Origin of the sequence: Streptomyces sp. NPDC005784, assembly GCF_042871525.1 — a bacterium.
In the GTDB taxonomy this organism is placed as follows: domain Bacteria; phylum Actinomycetota; class Actinomycetes; order Streptomycetales; family Streptomycetaceae; genus Streptomyces.
Genome location: NZ_JBIAIQ010000017.1, coordinates 171,163 through 191,676 on the forward strand (window position 1 = coordinate 171,163; position 20,514 = coordinate 191,676).

General features: G+C 69.3%; 18 protein-coding genes. 2 read left to right on the forward strand and 16 right to left on the reverse strand.

What is annotated here, in order from left to right; genetic code table 11:
- Positions 1-9: 9 nt before the first annotated feature.
- The 3 genes from ACFYR3_RS25790 to ACFYR3_RS25800 all read right to left on the reverse strand — a co-directional run bounded on the left by ACFYR3_RS25790 (position 10) and on the right by ACFYR3_RS25800 (position 1,519).
- Positions 10-255, reverse strand: coding sequence for a hypothetical protein (locus ACFYR3_RS25790; protein ID WP_355848787.1), 246 nt, complete (start codon positions 253-255; stop codon positions 10-12).
- 308 nt (positions 256-563) lie between these two features.
- Positions 564-860 (reverse strand): DUF3039 domain-containing protein, encoded by a 297-nt coding sequence (locus tag ACFYR3_RS25795; RefSeq protein WP_103554931.1) that lies wholly within the window; start codon positions 858-860, stop codon positions 564-566.
- Positions 861-946: 86 nt separating this feature from the next.
- Positions 947-1,519, reverse strand: coding sequence for a YqgE/AlgH family protein (locus tag ACFYR3_RS25800; RefSeq protein ID WP_355848784.1), 573 nt, complete (start codon positions 1,517-1,519; stop codon positions 947-949).
- A 281-nt stretch (positions 1,520-1,800) separates the two neighbouring features.
- Between ACFYR3_RS25800 and murA the strand changes: the two genes are divergently transcribed.
- Positions 1,801-3,141 (forward strand): UDP-N-acetylglucosamine 1-carboxyvinyltransferase, encoded by a 1,341-nt coding sequence (gene murA, locus ACFYR3_RS25805; protein WP_328555266.1) that lies wholly within the window; start codon positions 1,801-1,803, stop codon positions 3,139-3,141.
- Between the two features lie 256 nt (positions 3,142-3,397).
- Here murA and ACFYR3_RS25810 read toward each other — a convergent pair whose 3' ends face one another.
- The 9 genes from ACFYR3_RS25810 to ACFYR3_RS25850 all read right to left on the reverse strand — a co-directional run bounded on the left by ACFYR3_RS25810 (position 3,398) and on the right by ACFYR3_RS25850 (position 14,101).
- Entirely contained in the window at positions 3,398-3,679 is a 282-nt protein-coding gene (locus ACFYR3_RS25810) for an HU family DNA-binding protein (protein ID WP_103549419.1), read from the reverse strand.
- Positions 3,680-4,052: 373 nt separating this feature from the next.
- Complete coding sequence (locus ACFYR3_RS25815) at positions 4,053-5,477, reverse strand: NAD-dependent malic enzyme (protein ID WP_355848780.1); 1,425 nt, start codon at positions 5,475-5,477, stop codon at positions 4,053-4,055.
- A gap of 413 nt (positions 5,478-5,890) precedes the next feature.
- Positions 5,891-8,281 (reverse strand): HelD family protein, encoded by a 2,391-nt coding sequence (locus tag ACFYR3_RS25820; protein ID WP_389284813.1) that lies wholly within the window; start codon positions 8,279-8,281, stop codon positions 5,891-5,893.
- A gap of 83 nt (positions 8,282-8,364) precedes the next feature.
- The gene (locus ACFYR3_RS25825) at positions 8,365-9,147 is read right to left on the reverse strand and encodes a zf-HC2 domain-containing protein (RefSeq protein WP_355848774.1); all 783 of its coding nucleotides are present in this window, start codon (positions 9,145-9,147) and stop codon (positions 8,365-8,367) included.
- Positions 9,148-9,185: 38 nt separating this feature from the next.
- On the reverse strand, positions 9,186-9,716 hold the full coding sequence (locus ACFYR3_RS25830; protein WP_037619265.1) for a sigma-70 family RNA polymerase sigma factor: 531 nt from the start codon (positions 9,714-9,716) through the stop codon (positions 9,186-9,188).
- Between the two features lie 225 nt (positions 9,717-9,941).
- Complete coding sequence (locus ACFYR3_RS25835; protein WP_355848771.1) at positions 9,942-10,529, reverse strand: CGNR zinc finger domain-containing protein; 588 nt, start codon at positions 10,527-10,529, stop codon at positions 9,942-9,944.
- 208 nt (positions 10,530-10,737) lie between these two features.
- Positions 10,738-11,889 (reverse strand): uroporphyrinogen-III synthase, encoded by a 1,152-nt coding sequence (locus tag ACFYR3_RS25840; RefSeq protein WP_355848977.1) that lies wholly within the window; start codon positions 11,887-11,889, stop codon positions 10,738-10,740.
- 123 nt (positions 11,890-12,012) lie between these two features.
- On the reverse strand, positions 12,013-13,392 hold the full coding sequence (locus ACFYR3_RS25845) for a nitrate/nitrite transporter (RefSeq protein WP_355848768.1): 1,380 nt from the start codon (positions 13,390-13,392) through the stop codon (positions 12,013-12,015).
- A gap of 265 nt (positions 13,393-13,657) precedes the next feature.
- Complete coding sequence (locus ACFYR3_RS25850) at positions 13,658-14,101, reverse strand: SgcJ/EcaC family oxidoreductase (RefSeq protein WP_389284814.1); 444 nt, start codon at positions 14,099-14,101, stop codon at positions 13,658-13,660.
- 203 nt (positions 14,102-14,304) lie between these two features.
- On the opposite strand from ACFYR3_RS25850, the gene ACFYR3_RS25855 reads away from it, so the two are divergent.
- Complete coding sequence (locus ACFYR3_RS25855; protein ID WP_389284815.1) at positions 14,305-15,342, forward strand: sigma-70 family RNA polymerase sigma factor; 1,038 nt, start codon at positions 14,305-14,307, stop codon at positions 15,340-15,342.
- 55 nt (positions 15,343-15,397) lie between these two features.
- Here the strand turns inward: ACFYR3_RS25855 and ACFYR3_RS25860 are convergent, their stop codons facing one another.
- The 4 genes from ACFYR3_RS25860 to ACFYR3_RS25875 all read right to left on the reverse strand — a co-directional run bounded on the left by ACFYR3_RS25860 (position 15,398) and on the right by ACFYR3_RS25875 (position 19,955).
- Complete coding sequence (locus ACFYR3_RS25860) at positions 15,398-16,621, reverse strand: RNA-guided endonuclease InsQ/TnpB family protein (protein ID WP_389284816.1); 1,224 nt, start codon at positions 16,619-16,621, stop codon at positions 15,398-15,400.
- Between the two features lie 271 nt (positions 16,622-16,892).
- On the reverse strand, positions 16,893-17,867 hold the full coding sequence (locus ACFYR3_RS25865) for a hypothetical protein (protein WP_355848756.1): 975 nt from the start codon (positions 17,865-17,867) through the stop codon (positions 16,893-16,895).
- A gap of 391 nt (positions 17,868-18,258) precedes the next feature.
- Positions 18,259-19,302, reverse strand: a complete 1,044-nt coding sequence (locus ACFYR3_RS25870; RefSeq protein WP_389284817.1) for a hypothetical protein — start codon at positions 19,300-19,302, stop codon at positions 18,259-18,261.
- A complete protein-coding gene (locus ACFYR3_RS25875; RefSeq protein ID WP_389284818.1) occupies positions 19,290-19,955 on the reverse strand; it encodes a hypothetical protein in 666 nt (221 codons plus the stop codon). Before ACFYR3_RS25875 ends, ACFYR3_RS25870 begins: the two co-directional genes overlap by 13 nt.
- Between the last annotated feature and the right edge of the window lie 559 nt (positions 19,956-20,514).

The following is a 20,514-nucleotide window of genomic DNA, read 5'->3' on the forward strand; positions in this document are numbered from 1 at the left end:
GTGCAACGCTCAGCCGTCGACGGCCTCCCCGCCGACTTCCCCACCGGCTTCCCCACCGATTTCTCCGCCGGCTTCTCCGTCGACTTCTCCGTCGACTTCCCCGTCGACTTCCCCGTCGGCATCTTCACCGGCCTTAGGAGCGACTCCCCCGCCCACCTGATCGTCGGCCTTCCCCCCGGTGCTCTCGCGATCGCCCTTCTCGCGATCGGCGCTCACGTCGGTCCGGATCACCACCGCGAACGGCACCACGACCATCGCGAAAAGGGTCCCCGAGGCTGCCGAGGGCAAGGACCTTCCACCGGCGCTCGGTCGCGTCCCCGAGCGCCGGCGGAACCGCGCCGCCGAGGAGGGCGCCCGCCACGACGAGGTCCACCTTCACCAGAACGTTCGCCACGAGCACCTCGCGCAGGAACCGCTCCCCGAACCACCAGCGCACCCAGCGCCTGGCGCCGACGAGCAGGAGACAGCCGGCACCGCGTACGACACGGCCGCGGCGCCCCTCGCCGGGGGCGCCGCGGCCGTGCACGGTCTACGCGGCGTACTGCGCCGGGAGAGCCTCGGCGTTACTTCTTGTCGCCGCCCTTGCCCTGGTCGCCACCGGCGCCCATGGACTCGAAGATCTCCTTGCACATGGGACACACGGGGTACTTCTTCGGGTCGCGGCCCGGTACCCACACCTTGCCGCACAGCGCCACGACGGGCGTGCCGTCCAGCGCGCTCGCCATGATCTTGTCCTTCTGGACGTAATGGGCGAAGCGCTCGTGGTCCCCGTCGCCGTGCGACACCTGCGGCGTCGGCTCTACGAGGGTCCCCGTCCCCGTGCCTCGCTGGGGCTGGGTCTCAGGCTCAAGAGTGCTCATGGAGCCAAGGGTACTGGGGCTCGCACCCATCAGTTGAGGGAAGGGTCGCGTGCCGGTGGGGGAAGGGTCGGGGGCCGGTGCGCCGGTCAGTTGAGGGAGGGGTCGTCGGGGTAAGTCGCCACCATCGCCAGTTCGCTGCGCTGGCGGCGCAGCACCTCGCGCCACAGGCGTTCCGGTGACGGGGAGGAGACGTCCCCGGGTTCGGATTCGACGACGTACCAGGCGCCCTCGACCAGTTCGTTCTCCAGCTGGCCCGGTCCCCAGCCCGCGTATCCGGCGAAGATGCGCAGGGAGCCGAGGGCCGAGGCGAGGAGCTCCGGCGGGGCCTCCAGATCCACCAGACCGATCGCGCCGTGCACCCGCCGCCAGCCGAGTGGCGCGCGCTCCGCCGCGATGCCGCCCGGGATGACCGCCACCCCCAGCGCCGAGTCCAGCGAGACGGGGCCGCCCTGGAAGACGACACCCGGTTCCCCGGCCAGGCCGGCCCAGTTCTCCAGGATGTCGCCGACACCCACCGGGGTCGGGCGGTTGAGGACGACACCGAGGGAGCCCTCCTCGTCGTGGTCGAGGAGCAGCACCACCGCACGGTCGAAGTTCGGGTCCGCCAGGGCGGGCGTGGCCACGAGCAGCCGCCCTGTGAGCGAGGACACCTCGGTCATGCCAGACATGATCCCGCACATTCCCTTCATGTGGGGAGCCAATACCCGTACGGGAGTGAATGCAGCTCAGGGCGCAACGAAGCGTTGCCCGCGCACACCGGAGCCGATGACCCCGTGTGCCCGAATCGGAACGGTTCGTGTTGTGGCCAAGCTATGACGCAGCTGAGTCCTCATTGGGCTTACTGCGCCGGGGTGGGCGGCCATTACCCTTGCTGTTCGGCACCCGTACGACCGGCCGGCCGACGACCCACACCTGCCCAACTCATCGGAACGCGAGATACATGACCGTCAACGACGATGTCCTGCTTGTCCATGGCGGAACCCCGCTTGAGGGCGAGATCCGTGTCCGCGGTGCGAAGAATCTCGTACCGAAAGCCATGGTCGCCGCCCTGCTGGGCAGCGGGCCGAGCCGGCTGCGCAATGTCCCCGACATCCGCGACGTACGTGTCGTACGCGGACTGCTGCAGTTGCACGGTGTGACCGTCCGTCCGGGTGAGGAGCCCGGCGAGCTGATCCTCGATCCCTCGCACGTCGAGAGCGCGAACGTCGCCGACATCGATGCCCACGCGGGCTCGTCGCGCATCCCGATCCTCTTCTGCGGCCCGCTGCTGCACCGCCTCGGCCACGCCTTCATCCCGGGCCTCGGCGGCTGCGACATCGGCGGCCGGCCGATCGACTTCCACTTCGAGGTGCTGCGGCAGTTCGGCGCGAAGATCGAGAAGCGGGAGGACGGCCAGTACCTGGAGGCCCCGCAGCGGCTGCGCGGCACCAAGATCCAGCTGCCGTACCCGTCCGTGGGCGCGACCGAGCAGGTGCTGCTGACCGCGGTGCTCGCGGAGGGTGTCACGGAGCTCTCGAACGCGGCTGTGGAGCCGGAGATCGAGGACCTGATCTGCGTCCTGCAGAAGATGGGTGCCATCATCGCGATGGACACCGACCGGACGATCCGCATCACCGGTGTGGACTCGCTCGGCGGCTACACCCACGCGGCCCTCCCGGACCGCCTGGAGGCCGCCTCCTGGGCTTCCGCGGCGCTGGCGACCGAGGGAAACATCTACGTCCGCGGCGCCCAGCAGCGCTCGATGATGACGTTCCTGAACACCTACCGCAAGGTGGGCGGTGCCTTCGAGATCGACGACGAGGGCATCCGCTTCTGGCACCCGGGCTCACAGCTCAAGTCCATCGCCCTGGAGACGGACGTCCACCCCGGCTTCCAGACGGACTGGCAGCAGCCGCTGGTCGTGGCCCTGACGCAGGCCACCGGCCTGTCGATCATCCACGAGACGGTGTACGAGTCCCGGCTGGGCTTCACGTCCGCGCTGAACCAGATGGGCGCGCACATCCAGCTCTACCGTGAGTGCCTCGGCGGCTCCAACTGCCGCTTCGGCCAGCGCAACTTCCTGCACTCCGCGGTCGTTTCGGGCCCGACGAAGCTCCAGGGCGCCGACCTGGTCATCCCCGACCTGCGCGGCGGCTTCTCGTACCTGATCGCGGCGCTGGCGGCGCAGGGCACGTCCCGCGTCCACGGCATCGAACTGATCAACCGCGGCTACGAGAACTTCATGGAGAAGCTCGTGGAGCTGGGCGCGAAGGTCGAACTGCCGGGCAAGGCACTCGGCTGACCCCAGCCTCCTCACCCCGGCCCGAACAGCGTCCTCCGGCTGGGGGTCCGGGGGTCACCCCCGGGCAGACACAGCATGGAGAAGCTCGTGGAGCTGGGCGCGAAGGTCGAACTGCCGGGCAAGGCACTCGGCTAGACCCTGGGCGGCGTGGCGGACGTACGTACGACGATGGGGCGGCCCCCCTGAAAGGGGCCGCCCCATTGGCGTTGCTGCGCCTTGTACGCGTCCCGCGCGGGCGGGCACGTACCGGCCGGGCTTACTTGCCCTTGGCGGCTTCCTTGAGCTTGCTGCCCGCGGAGACCTTCACGCTGAAGCCGGCCGGGATCTGGATCGGGTCGCCGGTCTGCGGGTTGCGCGCGGTGCGAGCGGCACGGTGGGTGCGCTCGAAGGTCAGGAAGCCGGGGATGGTGACCTTCTCGTCGCCCTTGGCGACGATCTCGCCGACGGTCTCGGCGAAAGCGGCCAGAACGGCGTCGGCGTCCTTGCGGGTCACCTCGGCACGGTCGGCCAGCGCGGCCACCAGCTCACTGCGGTTCATGTTGTTACTCCCGTGTTCTTCTTGCTGTTGAGGCGTGCCACGCGGCGGAGCCGCATATCGGGCACAGTGAAGCCGATGCTGCCAGGGTCCTCGGTCGGCCCCCGGACCCGGGTCCGTAGCCAGACCGTCGCGCCCGAAGACGCATCCTGCCCCCACCTGCGGCGGGAAAGCCAATCCGGCACCCCTGGGAGTCACACGAACACCCTTGGGGGTCACACGAAGCGGCCCTGCGAGGCCTGAGCCTGGCCGCCACCCTAGAGGCGGCCACTGGCCCCGCGTTCCGCGACGCGCCGGGTTCCGGGCGGTCGTGGCGCCCGTCACAGACGGGACGACAGCCGCCGCGACGCGGGCGGAGCGCCCGGCTCGACCCGTGCTACGCGGTCGTGTTGGCCGCGCTCGCCGCCTTCGCCGCGTCGCGTACCGCTCCGGCGACCGCGCCCGCGACCTTGTCGTTGAAGACGCTGGGGATGATGTAGTTCGGGTTGAGCTCGTCCTCGGTCACCACGCTCGCGAGGGCGGTCGCGGCGGCCAGCATCATCTCCGTGTTGACGGTACGCGACTGGGCGTCCAGGAGGCCGCGGAAGACGCCCGGGAACACCAGGACGTTGTTGATCTGGTTGGGGAAGTCGGAGCGACCGGTGGCCACAACTGCCGCCGTCAGGCGGGCGATTGCCGGGTCGACCTCGGGGTCGGGGTTCGCGAGCGCGAACACGATGGCGTTCTCGGCCATCGCGGCCACGTCGTCGCCGTCGATCACGTTCGGGGCGGAGACGCCGATGAACACGTCGGCGTCGCGCACCGCTTCCTTCAACGTGCCCTTGAGGCCTTCGGGGTTGGTGTTGTCGGCGATCCAGCGCAGCGGCGAGTCCGCGGCGGCGTCGACCAGGTCGGCGCGGTCGGCGTGCACGACACCGTGGATGTCGGCGACGACGGCGTTCTTCACACCCGCGGCGATCAGCAGTTTGAGGATGGCCGTACCGGCCGCTCCCGCACCCGACATGACGACCCTGATGTCGCCGATCGCCTTGCCCGCGACGCGAAGTGCGTTGGTCAGGGCGGCGAGGACGACGATGGCCGTGCCGTGCTGGTCGTCGTGGAAGACGGGGATGTCGAGGGCCTCGCGCAGCCGGGCCTCGATCTCGAAGCAGCGCGGCGCGGAGATGTCCTCCAGGTTGATGCCCGCGAAGCCGGGGGCGATCGCCTTCACGATCTCGACGATCGCGTCGGTGTCCTGGGTGTCCAGGCACAGCGGCCAGGCGTCGATCCCGGCGAAGCGCTTGAAGAGGGCCGCCTTGCCCTCCATGACGGGCAGCGCGGCCATCGGGCCGATGTTGCCGAGGCCCAGCACGGCGGAGCCGTCCGTCACGACCGCAACGGAGTTGCGCTTGATGGTGAGGCGGCGGGCGTCCTCGGGGTTCTCGGCGATCGCCATGCACACCCGGGCCACACCCGGGGTGTAGATCATCGAGAGGTCGTCACGGTTGCGGATCGGGTGCTTGGACTGCATCTCGATCTTGCCGCCGAGGTGCATGAGGAACGTACGGTCGGAGACCTTGCCGAGGGTCACGCCCTCGATGTGCCGCAGCTGCTCGACGATCTCCTCGGCGTGCGAGGTGGAGGTCGCCGCGATGGTGACGTCGATCTGGAGCTTCTCGTGGCCGGAGGCGGTCACGTCGAGGCCGGTCACCGAGCCTCCGTGGGACTCCACGGCCGTGGTGAGCTGGGAGACCGCTGTTCCGCTCGCGGGGACCTCCAGCCGGACCGTCATCGAGTAGGAGACGCTGGGCGCCGTTGCCATGGCCGACTTCCTCTGCTTTCACCGTGTGTCACTGCTTTGTGCCGTCCGATCGTCGCACCTACCCCTGAGTACGTGGTAGTCGCCCCGGATTGCGAACGTTTTGTTCGCCAGGGTCGCGGTTTCGGAAAACAGTTTCCACTCTACGAGAGTGGGCCGGGCAACGAAAGAGGCCCACGTCACGGATGACGTGGGCCTCTTCAGGTCCTTGGGTGAAGGACGACGTTCAATGACACCGACCCGCCATGCTCGCCTCGCGGCAAGTGGTCGCTCGTAGCGACGAAGGTTGGGCCCGGGGGCTTGGATCGGGCCGGTGCCACGTCAAAGGTAACAAAGGATTCCCGTAAGGCAATTCCCGTCCCGGGAGTTCTTTTCGGCCGGGACGGGCTGCGGGGCGGACGGGGACGGGGACGGCGTCAGTCCCGCAGGAGGTCGGGGACTCCGTTCGGGTCGGGGTCGTCGCGGTCACTGGAGACGACGGTCAGCTGCTGTGTGGCCCGGGTCAGGGCGACGTACAGGACACGCAGTCCTGCGGGCGACTCGTCCGCGATCTCCGCGGGCGACACGACCACCGTCGCGTCGTACTCCAGCCCCTTGGCCTCCAGGCTCCCCAGGGCCACCACGCGGTCCCCGAGCCCGGCGAGCCAGCGGGCGGCCTCCTCGCGCCGGTTCATGGCGACGACGACGCCCACGGTGCCGTCGACCCGGTCCAGGAGATGGGCGGCCTCGGCGCGCACGGTCTGCGCGAGGGAGTCCCGTACGACCGCGAACCGGGGCTCGACGCCCGTGGACCGTACGGCGGACGGCGACTCCGAACCCGGCATGGCGAGGGCGAGGACCTTGGCGGCCAGCTCGGCGATCTCCGACGGGTTGCGGTAGTTGACGGTGAGGGTGAAGCGGCGCCTCGGCCGGGTGCCGAGCGCCTCGTCACGAGCCTCGGCCGCCTCGTCGGGGTCGGACCAGGAGGACTGCGCCGGGTCGCCCACGACCGTCCAGGTGGCGTGCCGGCCGCGCCGGCCGACCATCCGCCACTGCATGGGCGTGAGGTCCTGCGCCTCGTCGACGATGACGTGCGCGTACTCGGTCCGCTCCTGCGCAAGGCGCTCGGCGCGTTCGCGCTGCGTCTCCTCGCGGTGGGGCATGAGCTCCTCAAGACCGGTGAGGTGGGCGAGCGGGTCCGGATCGCGCCGCTTCCTGGGCCGGGCGGGCGCCCCGACGATCGCCTCGAGCTCGTCGAGCATCGCCACGTCGTGCACCGAGAACCCGTCCCGCTTGAGCGAACGCGCCACCCGGCGGACCTCGCCGGGGTTGAGGATCCGGCGCGCCCAGCGCCCGAGCCGCCGCTCGTCGGCCATGGCGGCCAGCACTCCGCGCGGGGTCAGCTCCGGCCACCAGGCGTCCAGGAACGCCAGGAAACTGTCCTCGGAGGTCACGTCCTCGTCGAACGACGACCGCAGCTCGGCCGACAGCTCCGGGTCCGAGTGCCGGGTCCCGGCGCCCGACCGGGCCCACAGCGCGTCGAGCAGCAGCCTGCGGGCACGCGGCCGCAGCAGATTGACCGGCGCGGTCCCGCTGAGCGCGTTGTTCTTGATCCGGTCCAGCTCGGCGGACTCCAGCTCCAGCCGGCGCCCGAAGGCGACGACCCGCAGCCGGGTGGGGGGACCCGTGGGGGCCGCGTCCGGCTCCCCGAAGGCGAGCTGGCCGGAATTGCCCCCGGCCGGACCCGCCGGGGCCTCCAGCGCCCCGCGCGCCGCCTTCCGCAGCACCCTCAGCATCCGGTACGAGCCCTTGGCACGGGCCACCGCCGGGGAGTCGTACAGCGTGGCGCCCACGCCGTCGACGAGCGAACCGATCGCACGGATCGCGACCTGCCCCTCCTCGCCGAGCGAGGGCAGCACGCCCTCGGTGTAGGCGACGAGCAGCGGGGTCGGGGAGACGATCAGGATGCCGCCCGCGTACCGGCGGCGGTCCTGGTAGAGGAGGTAGGCGGCCCGGTGCAGGGCCACCGCCGTCTTGCCGGTGCCGGGCCCGCCCTCGACATAGGTCACGGACGCGGCGGGCGCGCGGATCACCATGTCCTGCTCGGCCTGGATGGACGCCACGATGTCCCGCATGGTGTGACTGCGGGCCTGCCCGAGGGCTGCCATGAGCGCGCCGTCGCCGATGACGGGCAGCTCACGGCCGTCGAGCGAGGCCGTCACCTCGGGGCGCATCAGGTCGTCCTCGACGCCGAGGACCCTGCGGCCCTTGGAGCGGATGACCCGGCGGCGTACGACCCGGCCGGGGTCGACCGGGGTGGAGTGGTAGAACGGCGCCGCGGCGGGCGCCCTCCAGTCGATCACCAGCGGCGCGTAGTCGGCGTCCAGGACGCCGATACGGCCGATGTGGAGCGTCTCCGCGATGTCGGCTGTGTTGTCCTCGCGGACGGCGCCCTCGGCGGGTTCCACCGCCGTGTAGGCGCCGTCGGCACCCTTCGTGCCGTCCTTCCCGGGGAGCAGGTCGATACGGCCGAAGAGAAAGTCCTCGAACTCGTTGTTGAGACGGTTGAGGTGAATTCCTGCGCGGAACACCTGGGCATCCCGCTCCGCGAGTGCCCCTGGTGTTCCGACGTGACCGCGCTGGGCGGCGTCGTGCATCAGGAACTCGGCCTCGTGGATCTTCTCCTCGAGGCGCCGGTAGACCCGGTCCAGATGTTCTTGCTCGACGCCGATCTCACGGTCCCGTACGGAGTCGTCCTTGACGGATTCGTCCGGTACGGATGAGTGGACCGAGCCGAGCGCGGTTTCCTGCTGAGCCTGAGCGGCCACCGGGCCCCCTTCTGACGTGCTGGGCAGCCGTCAACCGTACGCGAAGGGAGGCCCGCCGGGCTACGTCCGCGCCCGGAACCCGCTCACGCGTTCACCTCGACCAGCCGCTTCCCCTCGAAGGTCATGACCTCGAAGTGATCGATCTGGTTCGGTGTGAAGGCCGCGCCGCCGTGCACGTACAGGGGCTGCTTGGCCTCCGCGTTGCTGGCGTTGGAGATGCCGTAACCCCATTTCGGAACCGCCCAGGAGGTCACCGTCTCACGCTCGCCGTTCTTGCCGACGGCGATCAGGGAGCACTTCAGCGGGCCCTTGACGTTCTTGAGCTGGAGGACGGCGTGGGTGCCCCAGTCCTTCGGCTCGATGGCGACGACGGCGTTGACCTTGGTCTTCGGGTCCGTGGCCTCCGACTTGTCGGTCATGACCTCGAAGGCCGCCTTGGCCGGGCTGGTCGCCATCGCCTGCGGCATGTTCGTGCCGGTGTCGCTGCCGCCGTTGACCGCCATGACGGTCAGCGGACCGCCGATGATCAGCGCGGCCGCGGCCGCCACCAGGTACATGCCGCGGCGGCGTTTCTGGGCGCGCCGCGCCGAGACCTCGTCGACCAGCCGCTCCGCGAGCCGTGGGCTCGGGCGGGCCGAGAGGGACTCCGCGATGGCCGGACTGCCCTGCGAGGCGGGCAGGTCGGCGAGGGCGGCGAGCATCGGCTCCATCCCGGCGAGCTCGTCGAGCTGCTGGCCGCACCACTCGCAGGAGGCGAGATGCTCCTCGAAGGCTGTCGCCTCCGCGTCGTCGAGAATGCCGAGGGCGTAGGCGCCGACAGTCTCGTGAATGTCCCCGGACCCTTGCTGTCCTCGTGGACCTTGCATGGCTCCCGGACCACCTGTTCCGTAACCCCCGTACGTGTTCATGCCGTCACCCCCCGCTCCTCCAGCGCAAGCTTCATCGACCGCAGGGCGTAGAAAACCCGTGAGCGCACAGTGCCGCTGGGAATGCCGAGCGTTTCGGCCGCCTCATTGACGGTACGCCCTTTGAAGTATGTTTCGACCAGTACTTCCCTGTGAGCAGGGGTCAGGTCGTCCAGCGCGTCCGACAGTGTCATCAGCCACAACGCCTTGTCGATCTCGTCCTCCGCGGGGATGACCTCCAGCGGCGACGGGTCGACCTCCTGCGGCCGGGCCTGCCGACTGCGGTGGCCGTCGATGACGATGCGTCGGGCGACCGTCACCAGCCAGGGGCGTACCGAACCGGTCGCTCGATTGAGCTGGCCGGCGTTCTTCCAGGCACGGATGAGTGTTTCCTGCACAACGTCCTCGGCGCGCTGCCGGTCTCCGGCGACCAGGCGCAGCACATAGGCCAGCAACGGCCCGGCATGCTCCCGGTACAACGCACGCATCAGCTCCTCGTCGGGTTCGGTCGACGAAGACTGCTGAGACATGCGATGTCGGGCCCTTGGCTTGTGTTCATCAGCCACGGCTGAATCCTTGCGCACGCCTACCTCCGGTGTCCGGGGGTTCCCCCAGTCGGTCGCTCATCACCGGGTACGTGTGTAGGTACGCGGGTGTTCAAAGTGTTCAGGGTTTTTTCTGTTGAAGATGTGTAGACACCGAAAAGAATGCGTAGTGATCACCTCGGGTTACTGGAAGATCACGTAGAGGTGTGATCAGGCGCGTGCCAGAGCCGCCCGCCGCCGATGCCGGGCAACTCGCTCCCGATTGCCGCACACCTCGCTGGAACACCAGCGTCGGCGTCGGCCGCGCGATGTGTCGAGGTAGACGATCGGGCAGTTGTCACCCTCACACTGTCTCAGACTCGCCCGCGCCGGCGGGTCGGTGAGCAGATCGAGGGCGTCCCGGGCGACCACGGAGAGCAGTTCGGCACAATTTGGTGGGGTGTGCAGCCCCCGGCGCAGCGAGCCGTCGTCGGCGCGGACGGCCCAGGGGGCGGGCGGCGCGGCGAGGGCGACGGCGTTGACGCGGGCGAGCGCGCTGTCCGCGGGCCGCCCGTCCAGCTCGCCGCGCACCAACTGGGCGATATGTCGGCGCAGTTCCTGGAAGCCGAGCAGCCAAGTGGCGTCCACGGCGGCCGGCGGGGTGCCCCCCGGCACCAGCCCGGACGCGACGACCCAGGCGCTCAACCGGGCGGCCGAGTCGAGGCGTTCCTCGGGATGGGTGGTCGCCGTCAGGTCCAGGCAGATCCGCCCGGAGTCGAACCGCAGCTCGTACGAGGCTGTGGCCATGCCCGATGCCATGCGCCTGTCACCGCCTTGGGGTCACCTGCCGTCGTTCCCCCTACAGTGCATGCCCCGAGGCCCCGCCGGAAGACTCAGCACCGGCCCCGTACCGGACGCGTACCGGACGTGCACCGGGCGGGAGTCCAGGACGGTGCCGTCGGCATCGCGGCGGAGGCCCGTCCCGCGCGTCGTCCTGTGCCCGTGCCCTGTTCCGGTGCCGACGGGCTCAGTCGTCGGCGTACTTGGAGTCCGCGGCCGGGTCGAGCGCGAGCCGGTAGCCCCGTTTGACGACCGTCTGGATCAGCTTGGGGGAGCCAAGTGCCGTACGCAGCCTGGCCATCGCGGTCTCCACGGCGTGCTCGTCGCGGCCGGAGCCGGGCAGCGCGCGCAGCAGTTCGGCCCGCGCCACCACCCAGCCGGGCCGCCTCACGAGGGCCCGCAGCAGCGACATCCCGGCGGGTGGCACGGGCCGCAGCGCCCCGTCCACGAGCACCGCGTGCCCCCGGATCTCCACGTGGTGCCCGGCGATGGGCAACGCCCGTGCCCGGCCGGGCAGTTCCTGGCAGAGCAGTTGTACGAGGGGTCCGAGCCGGAAGCGTTCGGGCTGGACGGTGTCGATGCCGTGGGCCTGCAACGGCAGCGCGGTGACCGGGCCGACGCAGGCGGGCAGGACGTCGTGGTGCAGTGCGGCGAGGAGTTCCGGGCGCAGGCCCCGGTCCTCGGCCCTGGACAGCAGGGAGGCGGCGGCGGGCGCGCTGGTGAACGTGAGCGCGTCCAGGCCGCGGGTGAGGGCCGCGTCGAGCAGCCGGTCGACGGGCCCGATGTCCTCCGGCGGCATCCACCGGTACACGGGCACGGGGACGACCTCGGCGCCGGCGGCCCGCAGCGACTCCACGAACCCGGGCAGCGGTTCGCCGTGCAGCTGTACGGCGATACGGCGGCCGTCGACGCCTTCTTCGAGCAGCCGGTCGAGCACCTCGGCCATCGACTCGGAGGACGGCGACCACTCCTCGGTCAGGCCCTGGGCGCGGACGGCGCCCTTGACCTTGGGCCCGCGGGCGAGCAGCTCCACGCCCCGCAGCCGTGCGATGAGTTCCTCACCGAGGCCCCATCCGTCGGCGGCCTCGACCCATCCGCGGAATCCGATGGCGGTGGTGGCCACCACCACGTCCGGCGCGTTGTCGACCAATTCCTTGGTGGCGGTGAGCAGTTCGCTGTCGTCGGCGAGCGGCACGATCCGCAGGGCCGGGGCGTATACGACGGCGGCCCCGCGCCGCTGGAGCAGCGCGCCGAGCTCGTCGGCCCGGCGTGCGGCGGTCACCCCCACGGTGAACCCGGAGAGAGGCCCGTGGTCGGGTCGCTGCTGTTCGTCGTACATGTCTCTCGTCTCGCGCTCGTCGAGTCGTCGTACGGGGTCAGTGCTGTCGTACGTCCGCGGCTGATCCGAGCCTGTCAACGGACCGTGACAGGCTCGGATCGACGCGATGTCGGGCGTGTTACGTCACACCTCGGCGTAGCTGAGCTGGGACTTCGCCCCGGTGGCACTCGCTCGGGTCTCGGCGGCGGCCGGGCGGCGAAGGTATACGGCCCAGGTGACCCCGAAGGCGACCGCGTAGAAGACGAGGAAGGTGACGAAGGCGCCGGTGCCGGAGCCGGAGTCGAGGAACGACTGCCGGAAGGCGAGGTTGATGCCGACCCCGCCGAGCGCGCCCACCGCGCCGATGAGCCCCATGGCGGCACCGGAGAGCCGGCGGCCGTACCGCGCGGCCTCCTCCCCTTCGAGCCCCTTGTCCACGGCCTTCTTCTGGAAGATGCCCGGGATCATCTTGTACGTCGACCCGTTGCCGAGCCCACTGAGCACGAAGAGCACCACGAAGACGCTGACGAACAGCGGCAGCGACTTCTCGCTGCTGGCGACCACGAGGATCCCGGTCGCGGCGGCCATCCCCACGAAGTTCCACAGGGTGATCCTGGCGCCGCCGTAGCGGTCGGCGAGCCATCCGCCGACGGGCCGGATCAGCGAACCGAGGAGCGGGCCGATGAAGGTGAGGTAGGCGGCTTGGAGCGGCGTACGGCCGAACTCGACCTGGAGCACCTGCCCGAAGGCGAAGGCGTAGCCGATGAAGGACCCGAACGTCCCGATGTACAGGAACGCCATGATCCAGGTGTGCGCGTCCTTCGCGGCGTCGAGGGCCGCGCCGGTGTCGTTCTTCACGGAGGCGATGTTGTCCATGAAGAGGGCGGCGAGGACGGCGGCCACGACGATGAGCGGGATGTAGATCCCGAGGAGCACCCGCGGCCCGCCGCTCGCCCCGATGATGGCGAGCGCGACCAGCTGGATGACGGGGACGCCGATGTTGCCGCCGCCCGCGTTGAGGCCGAGCGCCCAGCCCTTCTTCCGCAGCGGGAAGAAGGCGTTGATGTTGGTCATGCTGGAGGCGAAGTTGCCGCCGCCGATGCCGGCCAGCAGCCCCACCACAAGGAACGTGCCGAACGAGGTGCCCGGCTTCATCACCACGAACGCGGCGACCGTCGGTACGAGCAGCAGACTCGCGGACACGATGGTCCAGTTCCGGCCGCCGAAGAGCGCGACGGCGAAGGTGTAGGGCACCCGCACGACCGCGCCGACCAGCGTCACCATCGAGGTGAGCAGGAACTTGTCGGCCGGGGTGAGCCCGTACTCCGGCCCCATGAACAGGACCATCACGGACCACAGGGTCCAGACGGAGAACCCGATGTGCTCGGACAGCACGGAGAACAGCAGGTTCCGCCGGGCGACCTTCTCCCCCTTCTCCGCCCAGAAGGCCTCGTCCTCCGGATCCCACTCCTCGATCCAGCGACCGCCCCGCGCAGGGGCCGTACTCGTGGCTGGGGCAGTCATCTCGCGCCTCCGTTGGTTCTCCGGGCTTACTGGGCTGCTGTTTCCCGAAGGTAGGGAGGACGCGTTTCCGGCCCTGTGGCTGTGAGTGACCGGAAGGGAACGTTGCTCTCACCCGGTCCCGGACCCGGCGGTGAGGACGGGGCGGGACCGGGCGGGACCGGGCGGGACCGGGCGGGACCGGGCAAGGATGCGTCCGGGAAGGGGCCGGGTTGCGTGTCCTGGCGGCGCGTCCGTCAGACGGCGGCGTTGTGGTACGACGCGTCCGTCAGACGGCGGCGTTGTGGTACGAGGTGATGGCCCAGGTCCCGGTGGCGGGATCGCGGACGAGTACCCAGGTCGCACGGTGGTGCCGGTCGGCGGGCACTTCGCTCTCACCGGCCAGCAGAATCCCGGCCTCGCTGACGACGACGGCGGTGTCGGGACGCGGGAAGCGGATCCGCCAGGGCTCGTCGAGCGGCCTTGAACCCTTCAGCGGTCCCTCGAACCCGGCCGCGATGTAGGCACGGATCTCCTCCCGCCCGTCGTTGAAGACGCCCGGCATCACGACCGTCGCGTCCTCGGTGTACAGCTCGGCGAACGCGTCGGCGTCGTAGTCCGCCCAGGCGGAGTAGAGACGGTCGAGGACGGCACGGATGTCCCGGCTGTTGTCGGTGCTGCTGTCAGTGCTGCTGTCAGTGCTGCTGTCGATGCTGTTGTCGGTGGCGTTCATGGTGATCCTTCTCCTCTGACTGGTTCGGTGCCGGTACGTACCTCCGCGGACGACGGAACTCATCGGTGCCGGAACGATGAGTTCGGACGGTCCCGGAGGTAGGTACCGGTGAGTGACGGGATGAGTGACGGGACTCGAAGCGCCGAGACCCGAGGAACCGAACCGGCGGGGAGCCGTGCCGCCGAGAAGCCGAGGAGCAGCCCATGGAGACGCGCGACGACGACGGCCGCGACCGCCCCGACGACCGCGACGGACGCGACGGTTTCGAGGAACGGGCGGCGCCCTACCGCCGCGAGCTGCTGACCCACTGCTACCGGATGCTCGGTTCGGTGCACGAGGCCGAGGACCTGGTGCAGGAGACGATGCTCCGGGCCTGGCTCGCGTACGACCGCTACGACGCCGCCCGCGCGTCGCTGCGCACCTGGCTGTACCGCATCGCCACCAACACCTGTCTGACCGCGCTGCGCGGCCGCGCCCGCAGACCCCTGCCGTCGGGCCTGGTCGGCGCGCTGGAGGATCCGGGGGCGCCGATGACACTGGGGTCGGAGGTGCCGTGGCTGGAACCGTTCCCGGACCGGGGCGCGACCGGGCTCGCCTTCAGTGCCGGGGCCACGGCCGGGGATCCCGCGGGTGTGGTCGTCGCCCGGGGCAGCCTGCGCCTCGCGCTGATCGCCGCGATGCAACTGCTGCCGCCGCGCCAGCGGGCGGTCCTCATCCTGCGCGACGTACTGGCCTGGCCGGCGACCGAGGTGGCCGAAGCCCTCGGCACGTCGACCGCCTCGGTGAACAGCGCGCTCCAGCGGGCCCGCGCACGGCTCGGTGAGGCCGGCCTGACGGAGGACGAGGTGACGGAACCGCCGGACCATGAGCAGCGCGCGGTGATCGACCGCTATCTGCGCGCCTTCGAGGACGCCGACCTCGACGCCCTGCGCACCCTGCTCACCCGGGACGTCGTCCTGGAGATGCCCCCGGTCCTCAACTGGTACGTCGGCCCCGACGCCTATGTCGCCTTCATCGCCCGCGTCTTCGCGATGCGCGGCAAGGACTGGCGCCTGCGGCCCACCTCGGCGAACGGACAACCCGCACTGGCGGCATACGTCCGCGCCCCCGGCGACGACAATCACCGCCTCCACACCCTGCAGGTCTTCACGGCGGACCACGGCGCGGTGAGCCACACGGTGGTCTTCCAACTCCCCACGGTTTTCGCGGCATTCGGGCTGCCGGAGATCTGGGAGAGTTGACTTGCTCTCCCTCTGAAGGTGGGAGATTCTGGCCTGCTCGCTCGGTGCTGTGCCGCTACGCGGCACGGGTGTCGGGCGGGCTTCCGTGGCTTCCTGTTTCTTCACGCTGTGCCGGAAGGGATTCTGGTCTTACCGGCGTTCCGCAGGCTGATGCCGCCAGTCCGGCGGCCGTTTTGACGTTGATCGCGGCGTTGTGGTCCCGGTCGTGGAGGGTGCCGCAGGCGGTACAGGTCCATTCCCGGATGTGCAGGGGTTTGGGGCCGTCTTTGACACCGCAGGCCGAGCAGGTCTGTGAGGTCGGCTCGAACCTGCCGATCTTGACCAGGGTGCGTCCGTACCGGGCGGCCTTGTACTCCAGCATGTGCACGAACTGTGCCCAGCCCGCGTCATGCACGCTCTTGGCCAGCCGGGTGCGCGCGAGTCCTTTGACCGCCAGGTCCTCCACACCGATCGCTTGGTTCTCGCGGATCAGTTTCGTGGAGAGTCGGTGGAGGAATTCGTGGCGGGCGTCGGCCACTTTCGCGTGGGCGCGGGCGACCTTGAGGCGGGCCTTGGCCCGGTTCCTGGATCCCTTCTGTTTGCGGGACAGCTCCCGCTGGGCCTTCTTCAGTTTCTTCTCCGCCCGGCGCAGGAACCGCGGCGAGTCGATCTTCGTGCCGTCCGAGAGCACGGCGAAGTGGGTGAGGCCCAGGTCGATGCCGACCGTACGGTCGGTGTCGGGCATGCGGGCGGCGTCGGCGGCCGGGTCGGTGTCGACGACGAAGGAGGCGAAGTACCGTCCGGCCGCGTCCTTGATCACGGTGACCGAGGACGGCCGTGCGGGCAGGGTGCGGGACCATTTCACCTTCACCGCGCCGATCTTCGGGAGGTTCAGCCTCCCGGAACCGGTGACCGACCAGCGGGCATTGGCCGTGAAGCGGATCGACTGACGGCTGTCCTTGCGGGACTTGAACCGGGGCGCACCGGTCTCCGCGCCCTTGCGCTCGCCCTTGAGGGAGGCGAAGAAGTTCCGGTACGCGGATTCGGCGTCGCGCAGGGACTGCTGGAGGACGACTGCGGAGACCTCGCCCAGCCAGGACCGACCGGGTGTCCGCTTGGCCTGGGTGATCAGTTTCTGGGACAGTTCAGCGGCCTTCGGGAACGGCTCGCCCGCCGCACGGGCGTCCTCGCGGGCGCGCACGGCATCGTTGTACACGACGCGGGCACACCCGAACGCCCTGGCCAGCGCGAGGCGTTGGCCCGGTTGCGGGTACAGCCTGAAAGCGTACCGAAGCTGCATGCGGTGATCGTACGAACGAGCGCCGCCCACCACCAGGGGGAACGTACGTACGGTGGCTACCCCTCTTGAACCGGGGAGTGGAACGGCCGAACGGGGGCGTTGCCCGGCTCGCCGGATCGGGCCCCGTGACACTCCGCGTCGGCCGTGGTGAGGCCTGCGCTCTCCTGCTCCGCAGGACAGCATCCGTGACGCTCCGCGCCACAACCATCAGATTCGCTTCACCACCGGTCTGAAAGCCGATGCACTGCGAATGAACCCCGGTAGCGGTGCCCTACTGCCACGGAGGCTGGGCGCCACTCGCGTTCGGGTCGGGGTAAGAGGGATGCGGAACGGGACCGGGCTGGGCGGCGTACGGATTGCCGGCTCCGCCCGGGGCGGCAGCGGCCCGGGACTGTTGACTGTAGGGACCGGGAACCGGGGAGCCGTAGGAACCCGGGGCCGGGGGGTGAGGCTGCGGCTGGGCGTGAGCCTGGACCGGGGCTTGAACCGGGCCGACGTACGGAGGCCGTCCGGCGTACGGGGCTTGCGGAGCCTGGCCGAGGTATGGGGCCTGGGCCTGCCCGGAGTACGGGGCTGGGGCCTGGGAGGCATGCGGAGCCCGGCCTGCGTACATGGCGTAGGGGCCGTACGGTCCGGCCGGCTGTCCGGCGTACCCCGCCGTCGGCGGCAGATACCGCACCCGCCCGCCCTCCTCCGTCACGGGCGCGAACCCCGCCGCCCGCAGCAGCGCCGCGAACTTGGCGTTCCGCTTGCGCGTGACGACGAGACCGACAGCGAGGACGATCACCAGCACGGCCCACAGAACGCCGGCCACCGTGAAGGCGCCGGAGCCTCCGCCCGCCCGTACTCCGAGGGCGGCGCACCCGACGCTGAGACCGACCGCCGCGTACACCATCCGCTTCTCGGCGTTCTTGCCGGTGAGGTCGAAGTTGATACGGGCCTTGAGGAGTTCCAGCGCGTCAGGGACGACGGGCGGCAACGACACACCGTCGCCGGCCTGCGGATACTGCGCCCAGTTCTGCGCGGCACGCGCCTGAGCCTGCGGGCCGGGGTCGGGCACGATGAGCATCGTGAGCGCGTTGTTGCGGCCGCTGCCCTGGCGTACGTCCGCGTATTCATAGCCGAACTGCTGGGCGATGAAGGCGAGTCGGGCGAGCTTCTTCACCGAGGCCATGGGGCTCGTGAGCCGCACCGCTTGCCCCGCGGCCATCAACCGGAACATCTGCCGGATCTGCCGTCTACTCACGCCGCCCCCAACTCCCCACCGAACCATCCCGTTCACACCAGCAACCGCCCCAGCCTTTCACGCACCCCTCCTCCGCAGAACAGGGAGGCAACCCGATTTACCGGCGCTTGACTCGACTTTGCCGGGGCGGCGAAAAGCGGGTGCGACTGTCGTCGGCGTACCCGACGAATCTCTCCTCATACTCGTGGCCGCCCCAACCGACCATCAGGTCCAGCTCAGAGACTTCGCGATCGCCTCGAAGAGCTCAACCAGGGCTTCGGCGAACGGATCCAGCGAAGTAGAGAAAGTCAGCAGCAGCGATGCGGTGGTCATCGGACTCTTGACCCCTGCGGAGGAAGAACAGCGTAGGTGACCGACTCCAACTGCGTTCGGTCAATCCGCCGGACCGGACTCAGTGGTTGACGGACTGGATCTCTTGGACGACGACGTCCTGATCCGCGCCGAAGGTGCCGGCCGGCAGGTCCCGTGCGTTGGCCACGCCGGTACCGGTCCAGTGGATCTTCCAGGTGATGGTCGCCCGTAGCTTGTACGAGCCCTCGCCGGAGGAACGGAGGTACCTCACCCCGCAGGGAGGTGTCTGTTTGGCCTTGCCCTTCGCGAACGCCTCGCCGATGTGATCGCCGGATATCTCGCAGACGCCCGACGCGGGATACGTCTCCGCATCCGCCGTACCCGGCTCGATCCTCAACGAGACCGGCTCCGCCGTCGTCGTCGCCGTCACGTTCAACAGGGGGACCGACGCCGTCACCGACACCGGCCTGAACTTCGCCGTGTCCAGCCACGCCCACGTCGGCAGATTCACCTTCGTCGTACCCGCGGGAGCCAGGTCCACCTTCGTCGACGGCACACGTATCTCCGCATACGCCAACTCCGCCAACATCTCCGGAGTGATCGCCTCCGGAACATCCGCCGGCGGAGCAGCACCCTTGTCGACCCAGAAGATGTCTTTCGTACAGTCCAGCGCACGCGGGTCGCCCTCGCGGCCCTCAGCGACGTACGAGTCCCACCAATACCCCTTGTCGGCCTTGTCCTTGTTGAAATCCTTGTACGGGTGCCCGTTCACATACTTGTCGCGCTGTTCCGCATCCCACTGATACCCCGTCGAGTCGACTCCCCAAATCGACTCCTTGTACTTCTGCAACCCATCCGGGCTGTACTTCGGAGCGTAGTAACAGGCAGGCGGAGTCCAACTGCCCGACGCAGCCGTCACTGGACCGACAGAGCCACCCGACCCATTCTTCGAACGGTCGAAAACGACAGCACCCGCCGTGGCGGACAGGCTGCCGTTGCCGTCCGACTCTCCATGCGTATTCGTCTGACCCACGTTGCCATCACCGCCACGTCCACCGGCGTACGCAGTACCGGGCGTCAATGCCACCAGGGTCATCAATGTCAGAGCTGCCACTACCTTGGATGATCGCTTCACGGCTGGCATGCCTTGGCCCCCCGGTCCGAGATGATGTTCGTCGTCTGCCAAACGCCCTGGCCGTTCTTCACAAGCCTGGCGTTGTAGAGCACGTAACTGTCCGCCGTCGTCGGCGTGTCCTTGACCTTCTTGGTCTTCCGGTTCTTGATGAACGACTTGCTCTCGTCCGAGCAGTAGACAACGTTCGCCGCAGTACCGCCGGACAAGGTCACCTGACGGTTGAAGTACCGGGTCGTGCCAACCCAGGTGTCGTTCTTGTCGAGGTACCCCTGGACGTAGGTGATCGCCGCGCCAAGTGCCTTACCGGTGTTGTAGAAACCGAGCGCCTTCGTATCGACGCTGCCCTGGAAGATCGCGTCATCCATGGAGTTGACGCTGAGCGCGTTGTCCGCGAGCACCGCGTCCTTTGTGGCGTTACCCGTCTTCCGACCCTCGAAGACGTTCTCGACCCCGGAGGGAAAGGTGATTTCAGGGCGTGCCACGCCGTCGTGCGATGCCGTCGCGCTCGCGCCCGGCGCAGCCGACGTCGCACCCCCGGTGTCCGCTCCGGCGATCTTGTCGTTGGCCTTCGGCTTGTCGCCACCCCCGCCGCACGCGGTCAGAAGCAGCGCGGCTGTCGCTCCGGCAGCGGCTGTGGCAAGCAGGCGGGGACGGCGGTTCACGGCAGACTCCTGTGCGGCGTGGGGTGCGGAAGGGCAGCAACACGCTATCGGGGGCCCGTGTAACGACACCAGAGTGAATGGTGCCAAGCGAGTAACAGACGGTGGACAAAGCGGTCCATGTCCCGACCAACTGACTCCCGAATACCTTCCATTGAGTGAAGTTCATCGGCGAGATCGTTCACCGAGTTGGCGTCCGCAAAGCCCTGACGCCAACAGTTCCGACTAACCGACCGTCATGTTCGCTCCAGTCGACCTCTGTTGGGCTGCCGGTGTCCACGGTCAAGGCGTCCCATGGGTAGTCGGGACCAAGGGATTGTCGAAGGTGGCCAGAGTCGCGATGTGGCGGAGGATTCCGCGGTACTGCTCACGGCGTTCGACAGCCGTCGTGCTCAGCGTGAACACAGCCAGTCGCTTGTAGTCCGGGTGCGGAAGGTGAGCGCGGAACTGGACCAAGGGCATCTGAGCCCGGATCCACCGGCTGACGTTTGTGGACAACTTCTCCGGGAACGAGGAAGAGCCTTGTGACCTGCGATGATGGGAGTTCTTGAGGCTTCCAGCA

Excerpts from the sequence above, each read along its gene's own strand:
- ACFYR3_RS25825 (WP_355848774.1), bottom strand. The coding sequence starts at position 9,147 with ATGCAAGGTCCACGAGGACAGCAAGGGTCCGGGGACATTCACGAGACT.
- ACFYR3_RS25835 (WP_355848771.1), bottom strand. The coding sequence starts at position 10,529 with ATGGCATCGGGCATGGCCACAGCCTCGTACGAGCTGCGGTTCGACTCC.
- ACFYR3_RS25855 (WP_389284815.1), top strand. The coding sequence starts at position 14,305 with ATGGAGACGCGCGACGACGACGGCCGCGACCGCCCCGACGACCGCGAC.
- murA (WP_328555266.1), top strand. The coding sequence starts at position 1,801 with ATGACCGTCAACGACGATGTCCTGCTTGTCCATGGCGGAACCCCGCTT.
- ACFYR3_RS25790 (WP_355848787.1), bottom strand. The coding sequence starts at position 255 with ATGGTCGTGGTGCCGTTCGCGGTGGTGATCCGGACCGACGTGAGCGCC.
- ACFYR3_RS25810 (WP_103549419.1), bottom strand. The coding sequence starts at position 3,679 with ATGAACCGCAGTGAGCTGGTGGCCGCGCTGGCCGACCGTGCCGAGGTG.
- ACFYR3_RS25860 (WP_389284816.1), bottom strand. The coding sequence starts at position 16,621 with ATGCAGCTTCGGTACGCTTTCAGGCTGTACCCGCAACCGGGCCAACGC.
- ACFYR3_RS25815 (WP_355848780.1), bottom strand. The coding sequence starts at position 5,477 with ATGGCAACGGCGCCCAGCGTCTCCTACTCGATGACGGTCCGGCTGGAG.
- ACFYR3_RS25830 (WP_037619265.1), bottom strand. The coding sequence starts at position 9,716 with ATGTCTCAGCAGTCTTCGTCGACCGAACCCGACGAGGAGCTGATGCGT.
- ACFYR3_RS25845 (WP_355848768.1), bottom strand. The coding sequence starts at position 13,392 with ATGACTGCCCCAGCCACGAGTACGGCCCCTGCGCGGGGCGGTCGCTGG.
- ACFYR3_RS25850 (WP_389284814.1), bottom strand. The coding sequence starts at position 14,101 with ATGAACGCCACCGACAACAGCATCGACAGCAGCACTGACAGCAGCACT.
- ACFYR3_RS25800 (WP_355848784.1), bottom strand. The coding sequence starts at position 1,519 with ATGACCGAGGTGTCCTCGCTCACAGGGCGGCTGCTCGTGGCCACGCCC.
- ACFYR3_RS25840 (WP_355848977.1), bottom strand. The coding sequence starts at position 11,889 with ATGTACGACGAACAGCAGCGACCCGACCACGGGCCTCTCTCCGGGTTC.
- ACFYR3_RS25870 (WP_389284817.1), bottom strand. The coding sequence starts at position 19,302 with ATGCCAGCCGTGAAGCGATCATCCAAGGTAGTGGCAGCTCTGACATTG.
- ACFYR3_RS25795 (WP_103554931.1), bottom strand. The coding sequence starts at position 860 with ATGAGCACTCTTGAGCCTGAGACCCAGCCCCAGCGAGGCACGGGGACG.